Source organism: Streptomyces sp. NPDC088553 (assembly GCF_044752965.1).
In the GTDB taxonomy this organism is placed as follows: domain Bacteria; phylum Actinomycetota; class Actinomycetes; order Streptomycetales; family Streptomycetaceae; genus Streptomyces.
In genome coordinates this window covers 649,215-671,762 of sequence record NZ_JBIVMG010000006.1, presented here as the reverse complement: position 1 = coordinate 671,762, position 22,548 = coordinate 649,215, and the positions used below count along the sequence as shown (strand labels likewise).

The 22,548-nt window shown below is 72.0% G+C and carries 21 protein-coding genes and 1 pseudogene; 9 read left to right on the top strand and 13 right to left on the bottom strand.

The window, feature by feature from the left end; genetic code table 11:
* Positions 1–104 precede the first annotated feature (104 nt).
* The 6 genes from ACIP8Z_RS23740 to cseC all read left to right on the top strand — a co-directional run bounded on the left by ACIP8Z_RS23740 (position 105) and on the right by cseC (position 5,407).
* Entirely contained in the window at positions 105–776 is a 672-nt protein-coding gene (locus tag ACIP8Z_RS23740; RefSeq protein ID WP_402086448.1) for a phosphatase PAP2 family protein, read from the top strand.
* 33 nt (positions 777–809) lie between these two features.
* The gene (locus tag ACIP8Z_RS23735; protein ID WP_402086446.1) at positions 810–1,817 is read left to right on the top strand and encodes an A/G-specific adenine glycosylase; all 1,008 of its coding nucleotides are present in this window, start codon (positions 810–812) and stop codon (positions 1,815–1,817) included.
* Positions 1,818–1,973: 156 nt separating this feature from the next.
* Entirely contained in the window at positions 1,974–2,546 is a 573-nt protein-coding gene (locus ACIP8Z_RS23730) for a SigE family RNA polymerase sigma factor (protein WP_055599255.1), read from the top strand.
* Entirely contained in the window at positions 2,534–3,295 is a 762-nt protein-coding gene (locus ACIP8Z_RS23725; RefSeq protein WP_402086443.1) for a hypothetical protein, read from the top strand. The genes ACIP8Z_RS23730 and ACIP8Z_RS23725 overlap by 13 nt, the downstream gene beginning before the upstream one ends.
* A gap of 46 nt (positions 3,296–3,341) precedes the next feature.
* Entirely contained in the window at positions 3,342–4,046 is a 705-nt protein-coding gene (gene cseB, locus ACIP8Z_RS23720) for a two-component system response regulator CseB (RefSeq protein ID WP_055599253.1), read from the top strand.
* Positions 3,935–5,407 (top strand): two-component system sensor histidine kinase CseC, encoded by a 1,473-nt coding sequence (cseC, locus tag ACIP8Z_RS23715; protein WP_402086566.1) that lies wholly within the window; start codon positions 3,935–3,937, stop codon positions 5,405–5,407. Before cseB ends, cseC begins: the two co-directional genes overlap by 112 nt.
* Before the next feature lie 96 nt (positions 5,408–5,503).
* On the opposite strand, the gene ACIP8Z_RS23710 is transcribed toward cseC, so the two are convergent.
* Positions 5,504–7,087 carry an MDR family MFS transporter gene (locus ACIP8Z_RS23710; RefSeq protein ID WP_402086440.1) on the bottom strand — a complete coding sequence of 528 codons (1,584 nt, stop codon included), beginning with the start codon at positions 7,085–7,087 and terminating at the stop codon, positions 5,504–5,506.
* Positions 7,088–7,188: 101 nt separating this feature from the next.
* Here ACIP8Z_RS23710 and ACIP8Z_RS23705 point away from each other — a divergent pair, with 101 nt between their 5' ends.
* On the top strand, positions 7,189–7,746 hold the full coding sequence (locus tag ACIP8Z_RS23705) for a TetR/AcrR family transcriptional regulator (protein WP_383593077.1): 558 nt from the start codon (positions 7,189–7,191) through the stop codon (positions 7,744–7,746).
* A 16-nt stretch (positions 7,747–7,762) separates the two neighbouring features.
* Here the strand turns inward: ACIP8Z_RS23705 and ACIP8Z_RS23700 are convergent, their stop codons facing one another.
* Positions 7,763–8,470, bottom strand: a complete 708-nt coding sequence (locus tag ACIP8Z_RS23700; RefSeq protein WP_319316351.1) for a M23 family metallopeptidase — start codon at positions 8,468–8,470, stop codon at positions 7,763–7,765.
* A 474-nt stretch (positions 8,471–8,944) separates the two neighbouring features.
* Between ACIP8Z_RS23700 and ACIP8Z_RS23695 the strand changes: the two are divergent.
* Positions 8,945–10,000, top strand: a pseudogene (locus ACIP8Z_RS23695) (NACHT domain-containing protein); the annotation flags it as partial.
* A 183-nt stretch (positions 10,001–10,183) separates the two neighbouring features.
* Here ACIP8Z_RS23695 and ACIP8Z_RS23690 read toward each other — a convergent pair.
* Positions 10,184–12,706: an ATP-dependent Clp protease ATP-binding subunit gene (locus tag ACIP8Z_RS23690; RefSeq protein ID WP_030324202.1), complete on the bottom strand. Its 2,523-nt coding sequence runs from the start codon at positions 12,704–12,706 to the stop codon at positions 10,184–10,186.
* Between the two features lie 494 nt (positions 12,707–13,200).
* On the opposite strand from ACIP8Z_RS23690, the gene ACIP8Z_RS23685 reads away from it, so the two are divergent.
* The gene (locus ACIP8Z_RS23685; RefSeq protein WP_319316344.1) at positions 13,201–13,791 is read left to right on the top strand and encodes an SCO3374 family protein; all 591 of its coding nucleotides are present in this window, start codon (positions 13,201–13,203) and stop codon (positions 13,789–13,791) included.
* Here ACIP8Z_RS23685 and ACIP8Z_RS23680 read toward each other — a convergent pair.
* The 10 genes from ACIP8Z_RS23680 to ACIP8Z_RS23635 form a co-directional block, all read right to left on the bottom strand.
* Positions 13,770–14,105, bottom strand: coding sequence for an Lsr2 family protein (locus ACIP8Z_RS23680; protein ID WP_030324199.1), 336 nt, complete (start codon positions 14,103–14,105; stop codon positions 13,770–13,772). The genes ACIP8Z_RS23685 and ACIP8Z_RS23680 overlap by 22 nt on opposite strands.
* 199 nt (positions 14,106–14,304) lie before the next feature.
* Positions 14,305–14,850: an amino-acid N-acetyltransferase gene (locus ACIP8Z_RS23675; protein ID WP_355962746.1), complete on the bottom strand. Its 546-nt coding sequence runs from the start codon at positions 14,848–14,850 to the stop codon at positions 14,305–14,307.
* Between the two features lie 30 nt (positions 14,851–14,880).
* The gene (locus ACIP8Z_RS23670; RefSeq protein WP_402086437.1) at positions 14,881–15,390 is read right to left on the bottom strand and encodes a BlaI/MecI/CopY family transcriptional regulator; all 510 of its coding nucleotides are present in this window, start codon (positions 15,388–15,390) and stop codon (positions 14,881–14,883) included.
* A gap of 135 nt (positions 15,391–15,525) precedes the next feature.
* On the bottom strand, positions 15,526–15,708 hold the full coding sequence (locus tag ACIP8Z_RS23665) for a hypothetical protein (protein WP_402086434.1): 183 nt from the start codon (positions 15,706–15,708) through the stop codon (positions 15,526–15,528).
* A gap of 14 nt (positions 15,709–15,722) precedes the next feature.
* Positions 15,723–16,301 carry a hypothetical protein gene (locus ACIP8Z_RS23660; protein WP_402086563.1) on the bottom strand — a complete coding sequence of 193 codons (579 nt, stop codon included), beginning with the start codon at positions 16,299–16,301 and terminating at the stop codon, positions 15,723–15,725.
* A 659-nt stretch (positions 16,302–16,960) separates the two neighbouring features.
* Entirely contained in the window at positions 16,961–17,767 is an 807-nt protein-coding gene (locus tag ACIP8Z_RS23655) for a type III pantothenate kinase (RefSeq protein WP_187621655.1), read from the bottom strand.
* On the bottom strand, positions 17,767–18,789 hold the full coding sequence (gene nadC / locus ACIP8Z_RS23650; protein WP_383859318.1) for a carboxylating nicotinate-nucleotide diphosphorylase: 1,023 nt from the start codon (positions 18,787–18,789) through the stop codon (positions 17,767–17,769). The genes ACIP8Z_RS23655 and nadC overlap by 1 nt, the downstream gene beginning before the upstream one ends.
* Positions 18,790–20,484 (bottom strand): L-aspartate oxidase, encoded by a 1,695-nt coding sequence (locus tag ACIP8Z_RS23645; protein ID WP_402086432.1) that lies wholly within the window; start codon positions 20,482–20,484, stop codon positions 18,790–18,792.
* Positions 20,481–21,563 carry a pantoate--beta-alanine ligase gene (gene panC, locus ACIP8Z_RS23640; RefSeq protein ID WP_402086429.1) on the bottom strand — a complete coding sequence of 361 codons (1,083 nt, stop codon included), beginning with the start codon at positions 21,561–21,563 and terminating at the stop codon, positions 20,481–20,483. The genes ACIP8Z_RS23645 and panC overlap by 4 nt, the downstream gene beginning before the upstream one ends.
* A complete protein-coding gene (locus ACIP8Z_RS23635) occupies positions 21,560–22,534 on the bottom strand; it encodes a Rossmann-like and DUF2520 domain-containing protein (RefSeq protein ID WP_402086427.1) in 975 nt (324 codons plus the stop codon). The genes panC and ACIP8Z_RS23635 overlap by 4 nt, the downstream gene beginning before the upstream one ends.
* Positions 22,535–22,548: the final 14 nt, after the last annotated feature.

Below are 22,548 nucleotides of genomic sequence, written 5' to 3'. Positions count from 1 at the left end.
GGCGGGAACCGGAGCGAATCGCGAGCACCCCCACTTCCGTCGGGGGTCGTTCTGGCCGTTGGCCCGGGGCGGCGGACTCCGGATTCCGGTTAGCGTCTTTCACCATGAACACCCTCCTCGACCTCTCCGACCGGCTCTATCTCGATGTCGCCGACTTCGCCCACGCGACCCCCCACTGGTTCCAGTGGCTCGCCGAGGTCTGGACCGAGGCCGGACTGCTGTTGTTCGGCGCGCTGTTCCTGGCCGGCTGGTGGCGCTCCCGCGAAGGTTCGAGCCGGGCGATGGCGCTCGCGCTGCTCGCCCCGCTCGCCACGGCCTTCGGGTACGTGGTGAGCGAGTCGCTGAAGTCGCTGGTCGACGAGGACCGTCCGTGCCGTGCCGTCGTCGGGGCGCCCGACGCGCTCATCACCTGCCCGCCGTACGGCGACTGGTCCTTCCCGAGCAACCACTCGGCCATCGCCGGCGCGGCCGCGATCGCGCTCGCCCTCTCCTGGCGCGGGATCGTCTGGCTGACCGTGCCGATGGCGCTGCTCATGGCGTTCTCCCGGGTCTTCGTCGGCGTGCACTACCCACACGACGTGACCGTCGGTCTGCTCGTCGGCGGTCTGGTCGCCCTCGTCGTCATGCGGGCGGCGGTCCGGCCGGTGGGCGCTCTGGTGGAGACGGCCCGGTCGAGCCGGAGCTCGGCCGTGGTGTGGTGCGCGGGGCGCGGGCCCCGGGCTCACGCCCCCGCGCGCGCCGAGGACCCCCCGCGCGCCCGCCACGGCGCGTACTGATCGCGTCGGGGACGTGCCAGGATCGGAGGTGCCATGACTTCCATCGACGCTCCCCTCACGCCTGCCGCCCCCGCCGCCGCCGAAGCCGCCGGGCCCTCGGACGACGCCGAGGCCCTCGCGGCCTCCGCGGCCTCCGCGGCCTTCGAGGCCCCCGCCCTCCCCACGCCCCCCGCCGAGCTGCACGGGCCCGTCCTCGCCTGGTTCGACCAGCACGCCCGCGACCTGCCCTGGCGCCACCCCGAGGCCGGGGCCTGGGGTGTCATGGTCAGCGAGTTCATGCTCCAGCAGACGCCCGTCGTCCGGGTGCTCCCGGTGTACGAGCAGTGGCTCGCGCGCTGGCCGCGCCCGGCCGATCTGGCCGCCGACGCCCCTGGTGAGGCCGTCCGCGCCTGGGGCCGGCTCGGTTACCCGCGACGAGCCCTGCGGCTGCACGCGGCGGCCGTGGCCATAAAGGAACGGCACGGCGGCGACGTACCGAGCGATCACGGGCAGCTGCTCGCGCTGCCCGGCATCGGCGAGTACACGGCGGCCGCGGTGGCCTCCTTCGCGTTCGGGCAGCGGCACGCCGTCCTGGACACCAATGTGCGCCGGGTCTTCGCGCGGGCGGCGACGGGTGTCCAGTACCCGCCGAACGCGACGACGGCCGCGGAGCGCCGGCTCGCCCGCGCGCTGCTGCCGGCGGACGAGGCGACGGCCTCCCGCTGGGCCGCCGCCTCCATGGAACTGGGCGCGCTCGTCTGCACGGCGAAGAACGAGGACTGCGGGCGCTGCCCGATCTCCGGCCAGTGCGCCTGGCGGCTCTCGGGGAAGCCCGCGCACGACGGCCCGCCGCGGCGCGGCCAGACGTACGCCGGGACCGACCGGCAGGTGCGGGGCCGGCTCCTGGCGGTGCTGCGGGAGTCGACCGAACCGGTGGCGCAGGCGGTCCTGGACACGGTCTGGGACGAGCCGGTGCAGCGGGCCAGGGCGCTGGACGGCCTGGTCGCCGACGGCCTGGTCGAACCGCTGGACGACGGGTACTACCGGCTGCCCGTGGCCTGAACAGGGCGCCATCCGCCCCTCATCCCGCTGTTACACAACCGATGGGTAGCCGTGCGTCCACCGACGGCTGCCCCGCACAGCCCCGTGACAACCGCTCCGTAGCGTCATCGACGACACGAGGAACGAAGCAGGTCACGGGGTTCGGAGGCGGTTCGGATGAGGCATGGCGAGGTGCTCGATTTCGAGGAGTACGTACGCACGCGGCAGGACGCGCTGCTGCGCAGTGCACGTCGTCTCGTGGCCGACCCCGTCGACGCCCAGGACCTCCTGCAGACGGCCCTCGCCCGTACGTACGGCCGCTGGGACGGCATCGCCGACAAGTCCCTGGCCGACGCCTACCTCCGCCGGGTCATGATCAACACCCGGACCGAGTGGTGGCGCTCCCGCAAGCTCGAAGAGGTGCCCACCGAGCAGCTGCCCGACGCCTGCGTCGACGACCCGACCGAGCAGCACGCCGACCGGGCCCTCCTCATGGACATCCTGAAGGTCCTCGCGCCGAAGCAGCGCAGCGTCGTCGTCCTGCGCCACTGGGAACAGATGAGCACCGAGGAGACGGCGGCGGCGCTCGGCATGTCGACCGGTACGGTGAAGTCGACGCTCCACCGGGCGCTCGCCCGGCTCCGCCAGGAGCTGGAGAGCCGTGATCTCGACGCCCGCGCCCTGGGGCGGACCGGAGAGCGGACGACCGTACGAGGCGACGAACGGGGGCGGGAGCGGTGCGCGGCCTAGACGGCGAAGCCGACGGCAGAAGACACGACGGCGAACGCGGCATCGACAGCGGTGGCGGCCCCGGCGGCGACGACCGGTACGGAACCGGGCGGCGCCGCCGGCGCCGTACCGCCAAGGCGGCGAGCATCACGGCGACGGCCGGGCTCGTCGCCGTCGGGCTGTCCATGGCCGCCTGCTCCACCGGCGGCACCGGCTCCCGGGACGAGGGCGCGGCCGCCACCCGGGACGTGGCCGCGGCGGCGCCCACCCCCTCGCCCTCGGCCGACGGCGACCTCCGGTCCGCCGAGCGGGTGGATCCGATCGAGCTGCTGAAGTCCGACCCGAAGATCGAGGAACGGTTCAAGACCGATCTGAAGCCCTGTGTCGCGGACGCGTACCCGGTGGACGCCTCGTACGGGAACCTCACGAACGCGCCCGCGCCCGACGTCGTCGTCAACGTGATGACCTGCGGTGATGCCGTCGGCATCGGCACGTACGTCTACCGGAGGCAGAGCGACAAGTACGAGAACGTGTTCATGGCGGAGGACGCCGCCGTCTACGCCACGATCGACCGGGGCGAGCTCGTCGTCACCAAGCAGGTGTACGCGAAGGGCGACCCGGTCGCGTACCCCTCGGGCGAGGACGTGATCACGTACCGCTGGTCGGGGAACAGGTTCACCCAGCACGACTGGGTGCACAACGACTACAGCCGGGCCGTCGGCGACGGCGAGGTCGTCGAGCCCGCGCCGAGCTCGCCCGCCACCGGCTGAGCCGTACACCCCCCACCCGCACAGAGAGATCAGAAGGACACGCACGATGGCCGAGACCCATGTCCTGTTCGTCGAGGACGACGATGTCATCCGTGAGGCCACCCAGCTCGCCCTCGAACGGGACGGCTTCCGGGTCACGGCCATGCCCGACGGACTCTCCGGCCTGGACGCCTTCCGGGCGCAGCGGCCGGACATCGCCCTGCTCGACGTGATGCTGCCCGGCATGGACGGGGTCAGCCTCTGCCGCCGGATCCGCGACGAGTCGACGGTGCCGGTGATCATGCTGTCGGCGCGCGCCGACTCGATCGACGTCGTCCTCGGTCTGGAGGCCGGGGCCGACGACTACGTCACCAAGCCCTTCGACGGCTCCGTGCTCATGGCCCGGATCCGCGCCGTCCTCCGCCGCTTCGGGCACGCGGGCGGTCCCGGCGCCGGTGAGCGCGGGGAGGAGGGGCCGGACGGCGGCGGGCTCCTCGCCTTCGGCGATCTGGAGGTCGACACCGACGGCATGGAGGTCCGCAAGGGCGGGACCCCGGTCGCGCTGACGCCGACCGAGATGCGGCTGCTCCTGGAGTTCTCCTCGGCGCCGGGCACCGTGCTGTCCCGGGACAAGCTCCTCGAGCGGGTCTGGGACTACGGCTGGGGCGGCGACACCCGGGTCGTGGACGTCCACGTCCAGCGGCTGCGCGCCAAGATCGGCCAGGACCGGATCGAGACGGTCCGCGGCTTCGGATACAAGCTCAAGAGCTAGGGCGGCATGATCCACACGACACCCCCCGAGACGGGCACGTACCGGTGAAGCCGTTCCCCCTCCGTACCGGCGTCCGCTGGAAGATCGCCGTGGCCATCGCGGCGGTCGGCGCGCTGATCGCGGTCACCCTGAGCGTGGTCGTGCACAACGCCGCCCGGATCTCGATGCTCGACAACGCGCGCGAGGTGCAGATGGAGCGACTGCTCTTCGCACAGCGGCTGTACGAGACGTCGAAGCCGAAGGAGCCGCGCTTCGGCACCAAGATCAACGATCCGTCGCTGCCCGGGCAGCTCGACCAGCTGATGCGGGACAAGCGGCGCGGTACGTACGTGCAGGAGCACCGGCACGGCGGGCCGCCCGACGTGTGGGCGGCGGTGCCGCTCGCCAACGGCGACGTGCTCTCGCTGCACATCCCCTTCGCCGACCGCAGCGCGACGATCATGAACGATCTGGACCGTGCCCTCGTCATCGGCTCGGTCTCGGTGGTCTTCGGCGGCTGCGCCCTCGGCGTGCTCATCGGCGGCCAGCTCTCGCGGCGGCTGCGGAAGGCCGCCGTCGCGGCCGGCCGGGTCGCCCAGGGGAACACGGACGTCCGGGTCAGGGAGGCCGTCGGCGGGGTCGTACGGGACGAGACCGACGACCTGGCGTGGGCGGTCGACGCCCTCACCGACGCCCTCAACGAGCGGATCGAGGCCGAGCGGCGGGTCACCGCGGACATCGCGCACGAGCTGCGCACCCCGGTGACCGGACTCCTCACGGCGGCCGAGCTGCTGCCGCCGGGGCGTCCGACGGAGCTCGTACGGGACCGGGCGCAGGCGATGCGGACGCTGGTCGAGGACGTGCTGGAGGTGGCCCGGCTCGACAGCGCGTCGGAGCGGGCGGAGCTCCAGGAGATCGCGCTCGGGGAGTTCGTGGAGCGGCGGGTGCGGGCGCTCGATCCCGAGGTGGTCGTCCGGGTCGTCCACGACTCCTGGGTGAACACCGACCCGCGGCGCCTGGAGCGCGTCCTCGGCAACCTCCTCGCGAACGCCGCCAAGCACGGCAAGCCGCCGGTGGAGGTCACCGTCGAGGGCCGCGTCGTGCGGGTCCGCGACCACGGTCCCGGTTTCCCCGAGGCGCTGCTCAAGGAGGGCCCGAGCCGGTTCCGTACGGGGACGAGCGACCGCGCGGGCCAGGGCCACGGCCTGGGCCTGACGATCGCGTCCGGCCAGGCGCGGGTCCTGGGCGCCCGGCTGACCTTCCGGAACGTGGCCTCCGAGGCGGCGCCGAACGGGGTGGGCGGGGCGATCGCGGTGCTGTGGCTCCCGGACCACGCGCCGACGAACACGGGCAGCTTCCCGATCCTGCGGCCGGCGGACTGAGCACGCGACCGCTACGGCCGTGGGGATACGGCGGTGGGGCCGGCCCTGACACAGGACCGGCCCCACCACCGTACGCACGCACCTCTCAGGAGGTGATCAGACCGTCTCGGCGACCTTCACCTCGCCGTCGCCCTCGGCCGCCTCCGGGGCCGTCGCCGGACCGGCGCCGCGGAGCGCCACCTCCTTGACGAAGAAGGCCAGGGCCAGGCCGAGGACGGAGACCGCTGCGGCGACCAGGAAGGCGCCGTGCGTGCCCGTCGAGACCGCGTGCTGGTAGGCCTCGCGGAGCGCCGCCGGCAGCTTGGCCAGGCTGGCCGCGTCCAGCTGGGCCGTCCGCTCGGTGAGGCCGGATCCGCCGCGCGCCGCCATCTCGTCCTGGACGCGGCTCGTGAAGAGCGCGCCCATGATCGCGACACCGAAGGAGGAGCCGAGCGTCCGGAAGAGGGTGGTGGACGACGAGGCGACGCCCATGTCCTTCATCTCGACGCTGTTCTGGGCGACCAGCATGGTGATCTGCATCAGGAAGCCCATGCCGGCGCCGAGGACCGCCATGTAGACGCCGGAGATCAGCCGCGAGGTGTCGGTGTCCATCGTGGAGAGCAGGAAGAGACCGACGGTCATGAGCGCGCCGCCCACGATCGGGAAGATCTTGTACTTGCCGGTGCTGGTGGTGACGCGGCCGACGACCAGCGAGATGACCATCATCGACAGCAGCATCGGCAGGAGCAGCAGGCCGGAGTTGGTCGCCGACGCGCCCTGGACGGACTGCTGGAAGATCGGCAGGTAGAGGACCGCGCCGAACATCACGAAGCCGGTGATGAAGCCGATCAGGGACATCAGCGTGAAGTTGCGGCTGCGGAAGATGTGCAGCGGCATGATCGGGTCGCTCGCGCGGGTCTCCACCCAGAGGAAGGCCGCGAGCGAGAGCGCTCCGCCGACCGCGAGGCCGACGATGGTGGCCGAGCCCCAGGCGTACTCCGTACCGCCCCAGGTGGTGACGAGGACGATCGCGGTGATGCCGACGGTCAGCAGCGCGGCGCCGAGGAAGTCGATCCGGGTGCCCGAGGCGCGCTTCTTCTTCGGCAGGTGCAGGACGGTGGTGACCATGGCGAGGGCGACGGCGCCGAGCGGCAGGTTGATGTAGAAGGACCAGCGCCAGCCCCAGTGGTCGGTGATGGTGCCGCCGACCAGCGGTCCGCCGATCATGGCGAGGGCCATCACGCCGGCCATCATGCCCTGGTACTTGCCGCGCTCGCGGGGCGGGATGAGGTCGCCGATGATCGCCATCACGCCGACCATCAGGCCGCCGGCGCCGAGGCCCTGGATCGTACGGAAGCCGATGAGCTGGCCCATGTCCTGGGCCATGCCGCTGAGCGCCGAACCGATCAGGAAGATCACGATCGAGGTGAGGAAGACGCCCTTGCGGCCGAACATGTCGCCGACCTTGCCCCACAGGGGGGTCGAGGCGGCGGTGGCCAGGGTGTAGGCGGTGACGACCCAGGAGAGGTGCTCCAGGCCGCCGAGCTCGCCGACGATGGTCGGCATCGCGGTGCCGATGATCATGTTGTCCAGCATCGCGAGGAGCATCGCGATCATCAGGGCGAGCAGGACGACGCGGACGCTGCGCGGCTGCGGTTCCGTCTCCCCCTGTGCCGGTGTCGCTGTGGCTTGCGTCGTCATCCTCATCCCTTACTTGCCGCCCGGCTAGTTACTACACTGGGGACGGTAGACCCGTAACTTGCCGGTCGTCAAGTAAGTTCTTTGGAAAGTGGAGGGCAGTCATGGCCCGAGGCAACACTCGCCAGCGCATCCAGGACGTGGCCCTCGATCTCTTCGCCGAGCAGGGCTACGAGAAGACCTCCCTGCGCGAGATCGCGGAACGCCTCGACGTCACGAAAGCGGCGCTCTACTACCACTTCAAGACCAAGGAAGACATCCTCGTCGGGATCTTCGAGGACCTGACCCGGCCCATGGACGACCTGATCGCCTGGGCCCAGGAGCAGCCCCGGACCCTGGAGACCCGGCAGGAGGTGCTGCGCCGCTACCAGGTGGCCCTGCGCGCGGCGGCCCCGCTCTTCCGCTTCATGCAGGAGAACCAGGCGACGGTCCGCGAGCTGAGCGTCGGCCTCACCTTCAAGGAGCGGATGCTCGCGCTGACCGGGCTGATCCAGGAGCCGGACTTCGCGATGGTGGACCAGGTGCGCTGCGTCAGCGCGATCTTCACGCTGCACGCGGGCACGTTCTTCATGCAGAACCTCGAGGGCGACCCCGAGGAGAAGCACAGGGCCACCCTCGAGGTCGCCCTCGATCTGCTCAATCAGGCCCACCGGGCCTCATGAGGTCTGTTCGTACGGCTCAGATGGAGACGCCGTGGGACCGCAGGAAGGCGGCCGGGTTCACGGCGGAGCCGTAGTTCGGGGTCGTACGGATCTCGAAGTGCAGGTGGGGGCCGGAAGAGTTGCCGGTGTTGCCCGAGAGGGCGATCTGCTGACCGACGAGGACCTTCTGGCCGATGTGCACCTTGATCTTCGACAGGTGGGCGTACTGCGAGTACGTGCCGTTGGCGTGCTTGACGACGATCGCGTTGCCGTACGCGGGGCCGTCGCCACCGCCGTTCGGGCCGGCCTTCACGACGGTGCCGGAGCCCGCGGCCTTGACCGGGGTGCCGACCGGAACGGCGAAGTCCTGGCCGGAGTGCTTGTGGGCCCACATGGCGCCGCCCTGGTTGTAGCTGGCGGACAGCGTGTACGCGGTGACCGGCTTGACCCAGGACGCGGCCTTCTTGGCGGCGACCGGCTTCACGGTGACGGCCTTCTTCACCGCGGCGGCCTGCTTGACGGCCGTGGCCTTCGCGGCGGCGGCCTTCACCTGGGCGGCGACGTGCGCCTGGGCGTCGGCCTGAGCGGCGACGGCGGCGGCCGCGGTGACCGCGACCGGGGCGGTGACGGCCTTGCCCTCGGCGGCGAAGGCGGACCCAGCTCCGGTCACCATCGTCGCTCCCAGGCCGGCGGCGGCAAGAGCGACGACGGTGACACGGGCGGCGGGGTTCATGCGCTTCGACATACGGGGGAAACCTCCGGGAAGTACGGGACCCGACGCGAACGGTGCTCTGCGTCGGGCTTGCTCATCCTTGGTAACCCGGACCCCCAGACATCCCAAAACACCCCATCTACGACATCGGGTCGTAGCGATCTCCGGGGAAGTTCCACTCTTGACGACCCTCGGAGCCACCTTCGAAATCGGACATACCGACACAAGAGAACCGGTTTATCCGCATGTCGTGGAGGTCGGAACCGTGCAAAACGCCTTCTGGCGTCCGGTTCGGGACCCTCGGGGACCAAAGTCCCGGCGGTTCAGTCCTGAACGTCCCGAATCGGCACCAAAGGTCGCCACTATTCCGGTTAGTACCCCTCAAAACCCCTGTGCGCCTTGTCACCAGCCACCGGCCGCCAATGGGACCTGGGTCACGCGACCGAGCCTTCCGGAAGACCGTCCCGCACTACGCCGACCGCTTCGGGGACACACGGGGGGACACACATGGAACCCCCACTCATCGGCACGCGCCCCGCCTCGGCCGCGATCGGCCCGATCCTGAGAAAACTGCTGGTCAGCGACGGTCCAGGGGCAGGCCTCACCGGTCGGTCGGAGAAGGTCCGGCTCTCCTCCCTCGTCTCCTCCCGCGGCGAGAAGCGCACGCTGACGGAGAAGGACGTCCGAAAGCTGGCGGGACCGCTGGTGGGCCGGTCCGTGGACGGGGCCGGCGAGCGGCCCTTCCCCGCCGACGAGGCCGAGGCGGTCACCGACACCCTCGCCACCACCCTCCTCGCCCTCGGCGACCCCGACATGGACGACGTCCAGGCCGTTCGCCTCGGCCACACCGCCCTCGCCCGCCACCTGCGCGCGGCGGCCCCGGCCCCGGACGGCCTGTCGACGGACTCGGTCCGCTCCCTGGAGTCGATGACGGAGTGGGCCTGCCTCCACATCCTCGACTTCTTCACCCAGCGCTCCACGATCGTGGCCCGCAGCCTGGTGGAACAGACCCGCGGGCAGAGCGAGCTCATCGCGAAGCTGGACGAGGTGATCCGCCGGGTGCCCCGGGCGGACGGCCGGGACGCGGAGTTCGAGCGGCGCTACCTGGCCCACCTGGCGAAGAAGCACGGCCGCCTCACGATTTACGGGGTGGACCTGCGGGACGCACCGGAGAAGTGGCCGCTGGACGTGGCGTACCTGTCGCTGGAGGCGACGGGCGAGGCGAACGCCTCGGCCGCGGTGGCGATGCTGGAAACAGCCACCGGGAGCCGGCGAGACCCTCTCCACGACGACGTGGACCCCGCCGCGTACGCCGACACCTTCGTCGCCCTCGACCGGGGCGACCTCCCCGGCGGTCGGGCGGACCAGATCCTCGCCCGGCACGACAAGGTGCTCCTGCGCGGCGCGGCCGGCTCCGGCAAGACCACCCTCGTCCAGTGGCTCGCCGTCTCCGCCGCACGCGGGGACGCCCCCGCCGGGGGCGGCAACGCCGACGACGTGGCGTGCCTCCAGCACCGCATCCCCTTCGTCCTCCCCCTCCGTGCCCTCACCCGGCACGGCGAGCGCCGCCCCGCCCGCCGCTGGCGTCCCTGCCTCAGCTCGATGGGGTCATGGCCCCGGCTCCCGGATCACCGGCGCCGAGCACCTCGCCCCCGCCGTCAGGATCCGCACCTGACCCGCAGACGAAAGGGGCGGCCCCGGAACCATCTGGTTCCGGGGCCGCCCCTTGTGCTCAGGCGCTGAGCCTTACGCGTCCTTGGACAGGTTCGGGCCCGTGCCGCCCGTCGCCTCGATCGGCGGGGCGTCCGGCAGAGCCGTCTTCTCCTCGCCGCGGAAGGTGAAGGTGCGCTCGTCGCCCTCGCCCTCCGTGTCCACGACCACGATGTGACCGGGGCGCAGCTCGCCGAAGAGGATCTTCTCCGAGAGCGAGTCCTCGATCTCGCGCTGGATCGTCCGGCGCAGCGGCCGGGCGCCCATCACGGGGTCGTAGCCCTTCTTGGCGAGCAGCTCCTTCGCGGACTGGGAGAGCTCGATGCCCATGTCCCGGTCCTTGAGGCGCTCGTCGACGCGGCCGATCATCAGGTCGACGATCTGGAGGATGTCCTCCTGCGTCAGCTGCGGGAAGACGATGATGTCGTCCACACGGTTGAGGAACTCCGGGCGGAAGTGCTGCTTCAGCTCGTCGCTGACCTTGGCCTTCATCCGCTCGTAGTTGGACTTCGTGTCGCCCTGGGCGGCGAAGCCCAGGTTGAAGCCCTTCGAGATGTCCCTGGTCCCGAGGTTGGTGGTCATGATGATGACCGTGTTCTTGAAGTCCACGACCCGGCCCTGGGAGTCGGTCAGGCGACCGTCCTCCAGGATCTGGAGAAGGGAATTGAAGATATCGGGGTGGGCCTTCTCGACCTCGTCGAAGAGGACGACGGAGAACGGCTTGCGGCGCACCTTCTCGGTGAGCTGGCCGCCCTCTTCGTAGCCGACGTATCCGGGCGGCGAACCGAAGAGACGGGAAACCGTGTGCTTCTCGCTGAACTCCGACATGTCGAGGGAGATCATCGCGTCCTCGTCGCCGAAGAGGAATTCGGCGAGCGCCTTCGAAAGCTCGGTCTTACCGACACCGGACGGACCGGCGAAGATGAACGAGCCACCGGGGCGCTTCGGGTCCTTCAGACCGGCACGCGTACGGCGGATGGCCCGCGAGAGGCCGATGACGGCGTCCTTCTGCCCGATGACGCGCTTGTGGAGCTCGTCCTCCATGCGGAGCAGGCGGCTGGACTCCTCCTCGGTCAGCTTGAAGACCGGGATGCCCGTGGCGGTCGCGAGGACCTCGGCGATCAGATCGCCGTCGACCTCGGCCACGACGTCCATGTCGCCGGCCTTCCACTCCTTCTCGCGCTTGGCCTTCGCGGCGAGGAGCTGCTTCTCCTTGTCACGGAGCGAGGCGGCCTTCTCGAAGTCCTGCGAGTCGATCGCGGACTCCTTGTCGCGGCGGACGCCGGCGATCTTCTCGTCGAACTCGCGGAGGTCCGGCGGCGCGGTCATCCGGCGGATGCGCATCCGGGAGCCGGCCTCGTCGATCAGGTCGATCGCCTTGTCCGGGAGGAAGCGGTCCGAGATGTACCGGTCGGCCAGGGTCGCGGCCTGGACGAGGGCCTCGTCGGTGATGGAGACCCGGTGGTGGGCCTCGTACCGGTCGCGCAGACCCTTGAGGATCTCGATGGTGTGCGGCAGCGACGGCTCGGCGACCTGGATGGGCTGGAAGCGGCGCTCGAGGGCCGCGTCCTTCTCCAGGTACTTCCGGTACTCGTCCAGCGTGGTCGCACCGATGGTCTGGAGCTCACCGCGGGCCAGCATCGGCTTGAGGATGCTGGCGGCGTCGATCGCGCCCTCGGCGGCACCCGCACCCACGAGGGTGTGGAGCTCGTCGATGAACAGGATGATGTCGCCGCGGGTGCGGATCTCCTTGAGGACCTTCTTCAGGCGCTCCTCGAAGTCACCGCGGTAGCGGGAGCCGGCGACCAGCGCGCCGAGGTCGAGGGTGTAGAGGTGCTTGTCCTTGAGGGTCTCGGGCACCTCGCCCTTGACGATGGCCTGCGCCAGGCCCTCGACGACGGCGGTCTTGCCGACGCCGGGCTCGCCGATGAGGACCGGGTTGTTCTTGGTACGGCGGGACAGCACCTGCATGACCCGCTCGATCTCCTTCTCGCGCCCGATGACCGGGTCGAGCTTGGATTCGCGGGCCGCCTGGGTGAGGTTGCGCCCGAACTGGTCGAGGACCAGGGACGTCGAGGGGGTGCCCTCGGCAGGACCGCCGGCCGTGGCGGCTTCCTTGCCCTGGTAGCCGGAGAGCAGCTGGATGACCTGCTGCCGCACCCGGTTGAGGTCGGCGCCCAGCTTCACGAGGACCTGGGCGGCGACGCCCTCGCCCTCGCGGATCAGGCCGAGCAGGATGTGCTCGGTGCCGATGTAGTTGTGGCCGAGCTGGAGGGCCTCACGGAGCGAGAGCTCCAGGACCTTCTTGGCGCGAGGGGTGAAGGGGATGTGCCCGGACGGGGCCTGCTGCCCCTGCCCGATGATCTCCTCCACCTGCTGGCGGACCGCCTCGAGCGAAATCCCGAGGCTCTCCAGGGCCTTAGCGGCGACACCCTCACCCTCGTGGATAAGGCCCAGAAGGATGTGCTCGGTGCCGATGTAGTTGTGGTTGAGCATCCGGGCTTCTTCCTGAGCCAGGACGACAACCCGCCGCGCGCGGTCGGTGAACCTCTCGAACATCGTTAATCGCTCCTCAGAGCGGTCAGTCAGTTAGGGGTCGATCCCCTCCCTGTCCTTCCGCAGCTTAGTCCCGCAAGCGGGGACCGCTCATTCCAACTGCCGACATCCGTCCGGATCACCCCCTCTTCCGCGGGGAGACCTGCTGCCGAACAGCCGACAAATGCTCCAACCCGATGGTGCGAGACGATGTTCCCGCAGGCCAAGTAGTTACCCGTGCCATCAGTACGCCGATGGCGAACGTGAGACGCCGAAGCCCGCGAGTCGCCCCTCTCCACTAGGAATGTCTTACCCGTAAGGACGGACACTCCATGCGGCGCACCCCGGTTCCCTCCGCTACCAGCGAACACCCTTGCGCTGCCGAATGCACTCGTACGCCCCATCCCGGACACCTTGCGCGTCCGGAGGGGGACCGTGCGTCACCGGGAACGGGGAGCCGGGCGTCCGTCGCGCCCTCTCGGGCGTAACCAACGTGCCCCTCCGGGAGTTCCCCGGGCATGCCCTTCACCGTCCCGCTTCCCCGTACGCCGATCGACGGCGGTCTCGCACGGTGGTACGAGCACGAGCTCGGCTGGGCGACGGTGGCCGGCCCGCCGGTGCAGCTGGTCACGGGAGTGCGCTTCGACGTCCTGGAGCTGCCCGCGACGGCCGGCCGCGGTGTACTGCGCAGGATGGGTCCGGCGACGGGTCCGGTGGCCCTGCTGGGGCGCCGGATGCGACTGCTCGTGGCCGCCGGGAGCGCGGAGGAGCTGCCGGGACTGCTCGACTGGCTGGAGTGGGGCGGGATCTCGCTGGATCTCGCCGCGCTGGGCACCGACGGCCGGATGACCGCGCCCCTTCCCCCGGGGCGGGGCGGATCCGGCGCGCCGGGCGCCGCCGTGTGGCTGCGGGCCCCGGCACCGGGCCGCGAGGTCGAGTCCTCGCTGCCGGCGCTGCGGTCCGCGCCGTGGGGCGAGGGGTCCGCCCCGTGCCTGGTGCGTCTCGTGGCCGCCGCCGCCGCGGAGTGCCACCGGGTGCGGCTGCTGAGTGCCCGGGCCCGGGGGCCGGTGGCTCAGCAGCTGTCGCCTCAGCGGTTCGCGTCCTCGTAGGCAGCCTTGATGTCGGCGGGAACGCGACCGCGGTCGTTCACGTTCATGCCGTTCTCCTTGGCCCACGCGCGGATCTTCGCGGTGTCCTGGCTGCCCGTCGCCACGGCGCGGCCCTTGCCGCGTCCACCGGTGGTGCGGCCACCGGTACGACGGCCACTCGTGGTGTACGGCTCGAGCAGGCCGCGGAGCTTTTCCGCGTTGGCGGTGGTGAGGTCGATCTCGTAGGTCTTGCCGTCCAGCGCGAACGTCACGGTCTCGTCCGCCTCGACGCCGTCGAGGTCGTCGACAAGAAGGACCTGAACCTTCTGTGCCACCGGATTTCCTTTCATCGAAAATGCAGTACGCGGAAAGGAAACCGCTTTTCCCGGAAAAACACAAACCCCTGGCAGAGGTTCAGAACCCCGGCAACGCGGGAAACGTGCGCGATTCGGACATAGGGTTCCGCCGGGGTTCCGCCGGGCTTCCCCGTGGGGTTCCGTCCGGCGTTCCACGGGGTTCCGCGGGCGTTCCGTGTCACAGGTGCAGAAGCATCCGGCTGTTGCCCAAGGTGTTCGGCTTCACTCGTTCGAGACCGAGGAACTCGGCGACTCCCTCGTCATAGGAACGGAGGAGCTCGCTGTAGACATCTCCGTCGACCGGTGTCTCGCCGATCTCGACGAAGCCGTGCTTCGCGAAGAAGTCGACTTCGAAGGTCAGGCAGAATACCCGCCGCACCCCGAGCCATCGGGCCGTGTGCAACAACTTGTCCAGCACCTGATGTCCTACGCCGGCGCCCTTGAAGTCGGGATCGACGGCGAGAGTACGGACTTCCGCGAGGTCTTCCCACATCACGTGGAGAGCACCGCAGCCGACGACGGTGGCGTCCTCGTCGCGTTCCGCCACCCAGAACTCCTGGATGGACTCGTAAAGGGTGACGGTCGCCTTGTCGAGCAGGATCCCGCGCTGGACGAAGGGATCGACGAGACGGCGGACCGCGGCGACATCTCCGGTACGTGCCCTGCGTACGGTGACGGCTTTGGCGGAGGCCGCGGAGGCGGCCGGGGAAGCGGACGGCGACATGAAGGGGACGCTATCGCCCCCGGGGCGCGGTTATCGCTCCTGGGCCCCGGTTCCTTCGGTTCCCCCGACTCCTTCGGTTCCCCCGACTCCTTCGGTTCCCCCGGCTCCTTCTGTTCCCCCTGCTCCCTCGGTTCTCTCCTCGGGCGCGGCGGGGGCGGAGGCAGGGGCGGGAAGCGGGTTGTCGCGCTGGACGATACGGATGGCGTCGTTCAGGGCCTCGCGCTGGTCCTGCGACATCATCCCGAAGAAGGCGACGAGCGCGGCGGCCGGGTTGTCGCTCTGGGCCCAGCCCTCGTTCATCAGCGCGGCCGCGTATGCGGCACGGGTGGAGACCGCCGTATATCGATAGGCACGGCCTTCGACTTCTCTGCGGACCCAGCCCTTCTGATGGAGATTGTCCATGACGGTCATGACGGTGGTGTAGGCGATGGACCGTTCCTGCTGAAGGTCCTCGAGAACTTCCCGGACGGTCACCGGACGGTTCCATTGCCAGACGCGCGTCATGACGGCGTCTTCGAGTTCTCCCAAAGGACGGGGCACAACGTCACTTTAGTGCGCAAAGAGTCAATAACCAGTCATTGGCGGAAGGAAACACAACAAAAAGGACGCACGACCTCGAAGGGTCGTACGTCCCGGGTACCGCAGTGGTCCGTGGACCGTGGTCCGTGTCGGACCTCAGTCCCTGGCGCCGTTGTCCGAGGGCTGGCGCACGGCCTCGGCGCGGGCGATCGCGGCGTCCACGATCGCGTCCTCCTTGGCCTTGTTCGGGCCGCCCTGGCTCTTGATGATGATGGCGACGATGCCGAAGAAGAACACGGCCATCACGACAGGGGGCACGAGCGCGGATACGTAGTCCATGGCGACCAGACTAGCTATCCGGCGACCCGCTCCTCCGGCGGGGGCGGGGGTACGGGCCTCCGGCGTGGCGGGAAGACCTCGGACGGCTTGGGCACCGGACGCTCGGCCGGGGCCGGCGGCGTCGGCTTGGGCTCGTCGGCCGCCGCACGCCCGCCGGGGAGGGCGAGCAGCCGGGCCCGGGGGGCCGAGGTGGCGGCCACGGGGGTGGCGGTGGCCTGGGAGACCCGGGCCAGGCGCGCGCGTACCGAGCGCTCGGCGAGGATCTGGCAGCGGGCGAGCAGCGCGCCGACCGAGGGGTTGCGGCGCAGCGCGCGCAGAGCGGCGAGGTCGTCGGCCGCGGGGTCGTACCCGGCGGCGAGGGCGTCCTGGAGGAGCTCCAGATAGCCGCTGAGCGACCCGGGCAGTGCCTCGCGGTAGCGGGCCAGGTCGTCGAGGAGGAAGGCGCGCAGTCGGCCGGCCTCGCGCACGGCCTCGTCCACGGATTCGGCCAGGAGCAGTGCGTCCTGGACGTCCTCGTCCTGGAGGGGGGCGGGGTGGAGGGCGACGGCGAGGGCACGGCGGAGCACACGCAGCTCGTCCGCGCTGAACGCCATGCCGCCGCGGGATCCGTATGGCGTGGGCATGGGCCGACGATACGCGCTAATCGGACAATTTTCTCTTAGCGATCATTCCGGCGCGCCGATGACGGCCGCGGCGCGGGTCCCGGCCGGGAGGGGGCGCGGGTCCTCAGGCACGGCCGGGGCGCGGGACCGGAGCGGGGAGGCCGGGGGGCCGGGAGGCCGGAACCGGAGCGGGGAGGCCGGGGTGCGGGACCGAGGGCGGCCGGGGTGCGGGGGCCTGCGGGCCGGAGACCGAGGCCGGCGGGGCCGGCGGGGCCGGGGCTCGGCGCGCGAGGCCCCGGGCTACGGCCGGGGCGCGGGGCAGGTCGGACGAGGCCGGGAGCCGGGCCGGGGGCCGGCGAGGCCCGGAGGCCGTGGTACGGGAGCCGAGACCGAGACTGGCGGGGCCAGGCACGGCCGGGGCTCGGCGCGCGAGGCCCAGGGCTACGGCCGGGGCGCGGGGCAGGTCGGACGAGGCCGGGAGCCGGGCCGGGGGCCGGCGAGGCCCGGAGCCGGGCCGGGGCCGGAGGCCAGGAGCCGGGCCGGGGCCGGAGGCCAGGAGCCGGGCCGGGGCCGGAGGCCAGGAGCCGGGCCGGGGGCGGAGGCCAGGAGCCGGGCCGGGGCCGGAGGCCGGGTGGGGGCGCCCCCCGCGCTCACATGCGGGAGACGTTCCGCTCGTACACCAGCCGCAGGCCGATCAGCGTCAGCCAGGGCTCGTGCTCGTCGATCTCCTTGGAGTCGGCGAGGACCATCGGCGCCAGGCCGCCGGTCGCGATCACCGTCACGTCCGACGGGTCGCCGCCCGGGCCGACCAGCTCCCGCTTCATGCGGGCGACGACGCCGTCGACCTGGCCCGCGTAGCCGTAGACGATGCCGGACTGCATCGCCTCGACCGTGTTCTTGCCGATGACGCTGCGCGGCCGGGCCAGCTCGATCTTGCGGAGCATGGCCCCCTTGACCCCGAGCGCCTCGACCGAGATCTCGATGCCCGGCGCGATCGCCCCGCCCGCGTACTCCCCGCGCGCGGTGATCGCGTCGTACGTCGTCGCGGTACCGAAGTCGACGACGATCGCGGGGCCGCCGTAGAGCTCGACGGCGGCGACCGCGTTGATCACGCGGTCCGCGCCGACCTCCTTGGGGTTGTCCGTGAGGACCGGGACGCCCGTCTTGACGCCGGGCTCCACCAGGACGGCCGGAACGTCCCCGTAGTACCGCCGCGTGACCTCACGCAGCTCGTGCAGCACCGAGGGGACCGTCGCGCAGATGGCGATCCCCTCGATGCCGTCGCTCAGCTCGACGCCGAGCAGCGGGTGCATGCCCATGAGGCCCTGGAGCAGGACCGCCATCTCGTCGGCGGTGCGGCTCGGATCGGTGGAGATCCGCCAGTGCTCGACGATCTCGTCACCGTCGAAGAGACCGAGGACCGTGTGCGTGTTGCCGACGTCGATGGTGAGCAGCATCAGGCCCGCACCTCGCGCAGGTCGAGGCCGATGTCGAGGATCGGTGAGGAGTGGGTGAGGCCGCCGACCGCCAGGTAGTCCACGCCGGTCGCGGCGTACGCGGCAGCGTTCTCCAGGGTCAGCCGGCCCGAGGACTCCAGGACGGCCCGGCCCGCCACGAGGGCGACGGCCTCCTCGGTCTCCGCCGGGGTGAAGTTGTCGAGCAGGATCAGGTCGGCGCCCGCGTCCAGGACCTCGCGGACCTGGTGCATCGTGTCGACCTCGACCTCGATGGGCAGCTCGGGGAACAGCTCGCGCACGGCCTTGAACGCCTCGGCCACGCCGCCGGCCGCCACCACGTGGTTGTCCTTCACCAGGGCCGCGTCGGAGAGCGACATGCGGTGGTTGACGCCGCCGCCGCAGCGGACCGCGTACTTCTCCAGGGCGCGCAGCCCCGGCGTCGTCTTGCGGGTGTCGCGGACCTTGGCCTTCGTGCCCTCCAGGACGTCCGCCCACGCGCGCGTGGCGGTGGCGATGCCGGAGAGGCGGCACAGGATGTTGAGCGCGCTGCGCTCGCCGGTGAGCAGGTCGCGGGTGCGGGCGGTGACGCTGAGCAGCACCTGCCCGGCCTCGACGCGCTCGCCGTCCTCGACGTGCCGCTCGACCTCGAACTCGTCGTCGCAGACGATCGACAGCACGGCCTCGGCCACGCGCAGACCGGCCACGACACCGGCCTCGCGGGCGGTGAAGTCGGCGGTGGCGACGGCGTCCTCGGGGACCGTCGCCACGGTCGTCACGTCGACGCCGCCGTCGAGGTCCTCGGCGATCGCGAGGTGGGCGATGTCCTCGACCTGGACGGGGTCGAGGCCGGCGTCCGCGAGGAGCTCGGCGAGCGCGGGGTCGAGCCCGCACTCGAACTCCTCGCCGCCGCCGCAGCCACAGCCGTCGCCGCAGCCACCGGCCTCCTCGTCGGAGGAGACCGAGTTGATCTGGATGAGAGGGACGTCCACGGGCTTCGGACGGGCTTCCTCGGGCGTGGTCACTTACGGCTCCCTTGGGGCTTCGGAGGTGGGGGGAAAGTCATGCGTGCCGGTCGTCCGGACGTCCAGGGTCCGCTCCGGGGTGAGGCGTACGACGAGGTGCCGGCGCCAGTCCGTGTCGTCGCGGTCCGGGTGGTCCTCGCGCCAGTGGCAGCCACGGGTCTCCTCGCGGCGGCGGGCGGCGGCGACCAGGACCCGGGAGACGCACAGCAGGTTGGTGGTCTCCCAGGAGTCCACGCCCGGCTCGCCCGCCTTGGTGTCGTCGGTGCCGCCCGCGAGGGCGTCGCTGTGCAGCGCGTCGAGCGCCTCGGCGGCCTCCCGCAGGCTGGCCTCGGAGCGCAGCACGCCGGCGCCGGCCGTCATGATCCGCTGGATACGGGTCCGGGCGCCGGCCACGGGCAGCGGCAGGGTCACCGGGGTCGCGTGCGGCACCGGGGCGCCCGGCACGCGCGGGGCGGCGGCGATGACGTCGTCGGCGATCCGCTCGGCGAAGACCAGGCCCTCCAGGAGCGAGTTCGAGGCGAGCCGGTTGGCGCCGTGGACGCCCGTACAGGCCACCTCACCGCACGCGTACAGGCCCGGGACGGTCGTCCGGCCCCGCAGGTCGGTGCGGACGCCGCCGGAGGCGTAGTGGGCGGCCGGAGCGACCGGGATGGGCTCGGTGACGGGGTCGATGCCGTGCGAACGGCAGGCCGCGAGGATCGTGGGGAAGCGCTCCTCCCACATCTCGGCGCCGAAGTGGCGGGCGTCGAGGTACATGTTCTCGGTGCCGTGCTCCTGCATGCGGCGTGTGATCGCCTTGGCGACGATGTCGCGGGGCGCCAGCTCGGCCAGCTCGTGCTGCCCGGTCATGAAGCGGACCCCGTCGGCGTCGACCAGGTGGGCGCCCTCGCCCCGTACCGCCTCGGAGACCAGCGGCTGCTGGCCCTCGGAGCCGGCGCCGAGGAAGAGCACCGTGGGGTGGAACTGGACGAACTCCAGGTCGGAGACCTCGGCCCCGGCGCGCAGCGCGAGCGCCACGCCGTCGCCGGTGGAGACCGCCGGGTTGGTGGTGGCGGAGAAGACCTGGCCCATGCCGCCGGTCGCGAGGACCACCGCGGGCGCGTGGACGGCGCCGACGCCGTCGTGCTGGCCCTCGCCCATCACGTGCAGGGTCACGCCCGCCGTGCGGCCCTCGGCGTCGGTGAGGAGGTCCAGGACGAGGGCGTGCTCGATGGTGCGCACGCCCCGGTCCCGTATCGCCTCGACCAGCGCGCGGGAGATCTCGGCGCCGGTCGCGTCCCCGCCCGCGTGCGCGATGCGGCGGCGGTGGTGGCCGCCCTCCCGGGTCAGCGCGATCTCGCCGTCGGCGGTCTTGTCGAAGTCGGCGCCGGTCGCGATCAGCCGGCGGACGGCGTCGGGGCCCTCGGTGACGAGGACGTGGACGGCCCGCTCGTCGCAGAGCCCGGCGCCGGCGACCAGGGTGTCGGCGAGGTGCTGCTCGGGGGTGTCGCCCTCGCCGAGGGCGGCGGCGATGCCGCCCTGGGCCCAGCGCGTGGAGCCGTCGTCGAGCCGGGCCTTGGTGACGACGACCGCACGGAGCCCGGCGGCGGTGCAGCGCAGGGCGGCGGTGAGGCCGGCGACGCCGGAGCCGACCACGACGACGTCGGCGTCGATGGCCCAGCCGGGCGCGGGGGCGTGCAGCCGTATTCCGGTCACTGGGGGGCTCCGAACGTGGTGGGCATGGTGGCTCCGAGGAGGAGGGGGATGTTGTCGATCAGCCGCGTGGCGCCCACCCGCGCGGCGACGGCGAGGATCGCCTCCCCGTCGTGGTCGTCGGCGACCTCGGTGAAGTCGGCCGGGTCGACGAGGGCCAGGTAGTCGAGGACCAGCGGCGGCTCGGCCCTCGACGCGTCGTCGAGCACCGTACGGGCCGCGGCCCGTACGGCCTCGGCGCCGCAGCCCTCGGCGGCCTGCGCGACCGCGTGGGCGTCGGCGGCGGCCCGTGCCTCGCCGAGCCGGGAGAGGGCGTCGGCGCGGTCCTGGGTGCCGGGCAGGGCCGCGGCACGCGCGCGCAGCGCCTCCTGGGCGGCGAGCCGGTCACGGGCGGCGAACAGCGCGCCGGACAGCGCGAGGGCCGTACGGCGCTCGTCGGCCGACAGGTAGCGGTTGCGGCTGGAGAGGGCGAGGCCGTCCGTCTCGCGGACCGTCGGCACGCCGACGATCTCGACCGGCACGTTCAGATCGCGGACCATCCGGCGGATCAGGGCCAGCTGCTGGGCGTCCTTCTGGCCGAAGAAGGCCAGGTCGGGGGCGGTGAGGTGGAGCAGCTTGGCGACGACGGTCAGCATCCCGTCGAAGTGGCCGGGCCGGGAGGCGCCTTCGAGGAGCCCGCCCATGGGGCCCGCGGTGATCCGGACCTGGGGCTCTCCGCCCGGGTAGACCTCGTCGACGGAGGGCGCGAAGACGGCGCTCGCGCCCGCGTCGAAGGCCACCTCCAGGTCGGCTTCGAGGGTGCGGGGGTAGCGGTCGAGGTCCTCGCCGGCGCCGAACTGGAGCGGGTTGACGAAGACGGTGACGACGACGAAGCCCTTGTCGCCGACGCGCTCGCGCGCGGCCCTGACCAGGGAGGCGTGGCCTTCGTGGAGGGCGCCCATGGTCATGACCACGGCGTTCCCACCGGGGAGCCCGAAGCGCGCCGCGGCGTCGTGGAGGTCCTCGACCGTGCGCAGGAGTTCGGCCGGCTGGTGGCGGACGGGCCGGCCGCTCGCGGCGCGGTCTCGGGCGAACAGGCTCATCGGTCGTCTCCTTGCGGCCCGTCGGCCGCTCCGGCGGGTCCGGTGGTGCCGGCCGCGCCCGCCGAGGGGTCGGCGAGCACGCCCAGCAGGTCCTCGGCCAGCTCGGGCTTGAGCAGGCCGTGCGCGAGCGCGCGGTCGGCGGTCGTGCGGGCCATCGCCAGGTACCCGGCGACCGTGCCGGGCGCGTGCTTCCGCAGCTCGGCGACGTGGGCGGCGACCGTGCCGGCGTCACCGCGCGCGACGGGGCCGGTGAGGGCCGCGTCTCCGGACCGCAGCGCGTTGTCCAGGGCGGCGCCGAGGAGCGGGCCCAGCATCCGGTCCGGGGCGGCGACCCCGGCCTTGTGCAGCAGCTCCATCGACTGGGCCACCAGGGTGACCAGGTGGTTCGCGCCGAGCGCCAGGGCCGCGTGGTAGAGCGGGCGGGCGTCCTCGGCGATCCACTCGGGCTCGCCGCCCATCTCGATCACCAGGGCCTCGGCCGCCAGCCGCAGCTCCTCCGGCGCGGTGACCCCGAAGGAGCAGCCGGCCAGGCGCTGGACGTCGACGGGGGTTCCGGTGAAGGTCATCGCGGGGTGCAGGGCGAGCGGCAGGGCGCCCGCGCGCCGGACGGGGTCCAGGACCCGGGCCCCGTACCGCCCGGAGGTGTGCACGATGAGCTGTCCCGGCCGTACGGCTCCGGTGTCGGCGAGGCCCTCGACCAGACCGGGCAGCGCGTCGTCCGGCACGGTCAGCAGGACCAGGTCGGCGAGGGCGAGGACGCGCGCGGGTTCCACGACGGGGACGTCGGGCAGGAACTCCGCGGCGCGGCGCCGGGAGGCGTCGGAGACCGCCGAGACGGCGACGGGGCGGTGTCCGGCGAGCCGGAGGGCGGCGGCGAGGGCGGGGCCCACGCGGCCGGCGCCGACGACTCCGACGGCGAGCCGGGCGGGTCGGTCCTCGGCTCGGGGCTCTGGCGCTGCTGATGCGTTCACGGTGGGGACGGCCT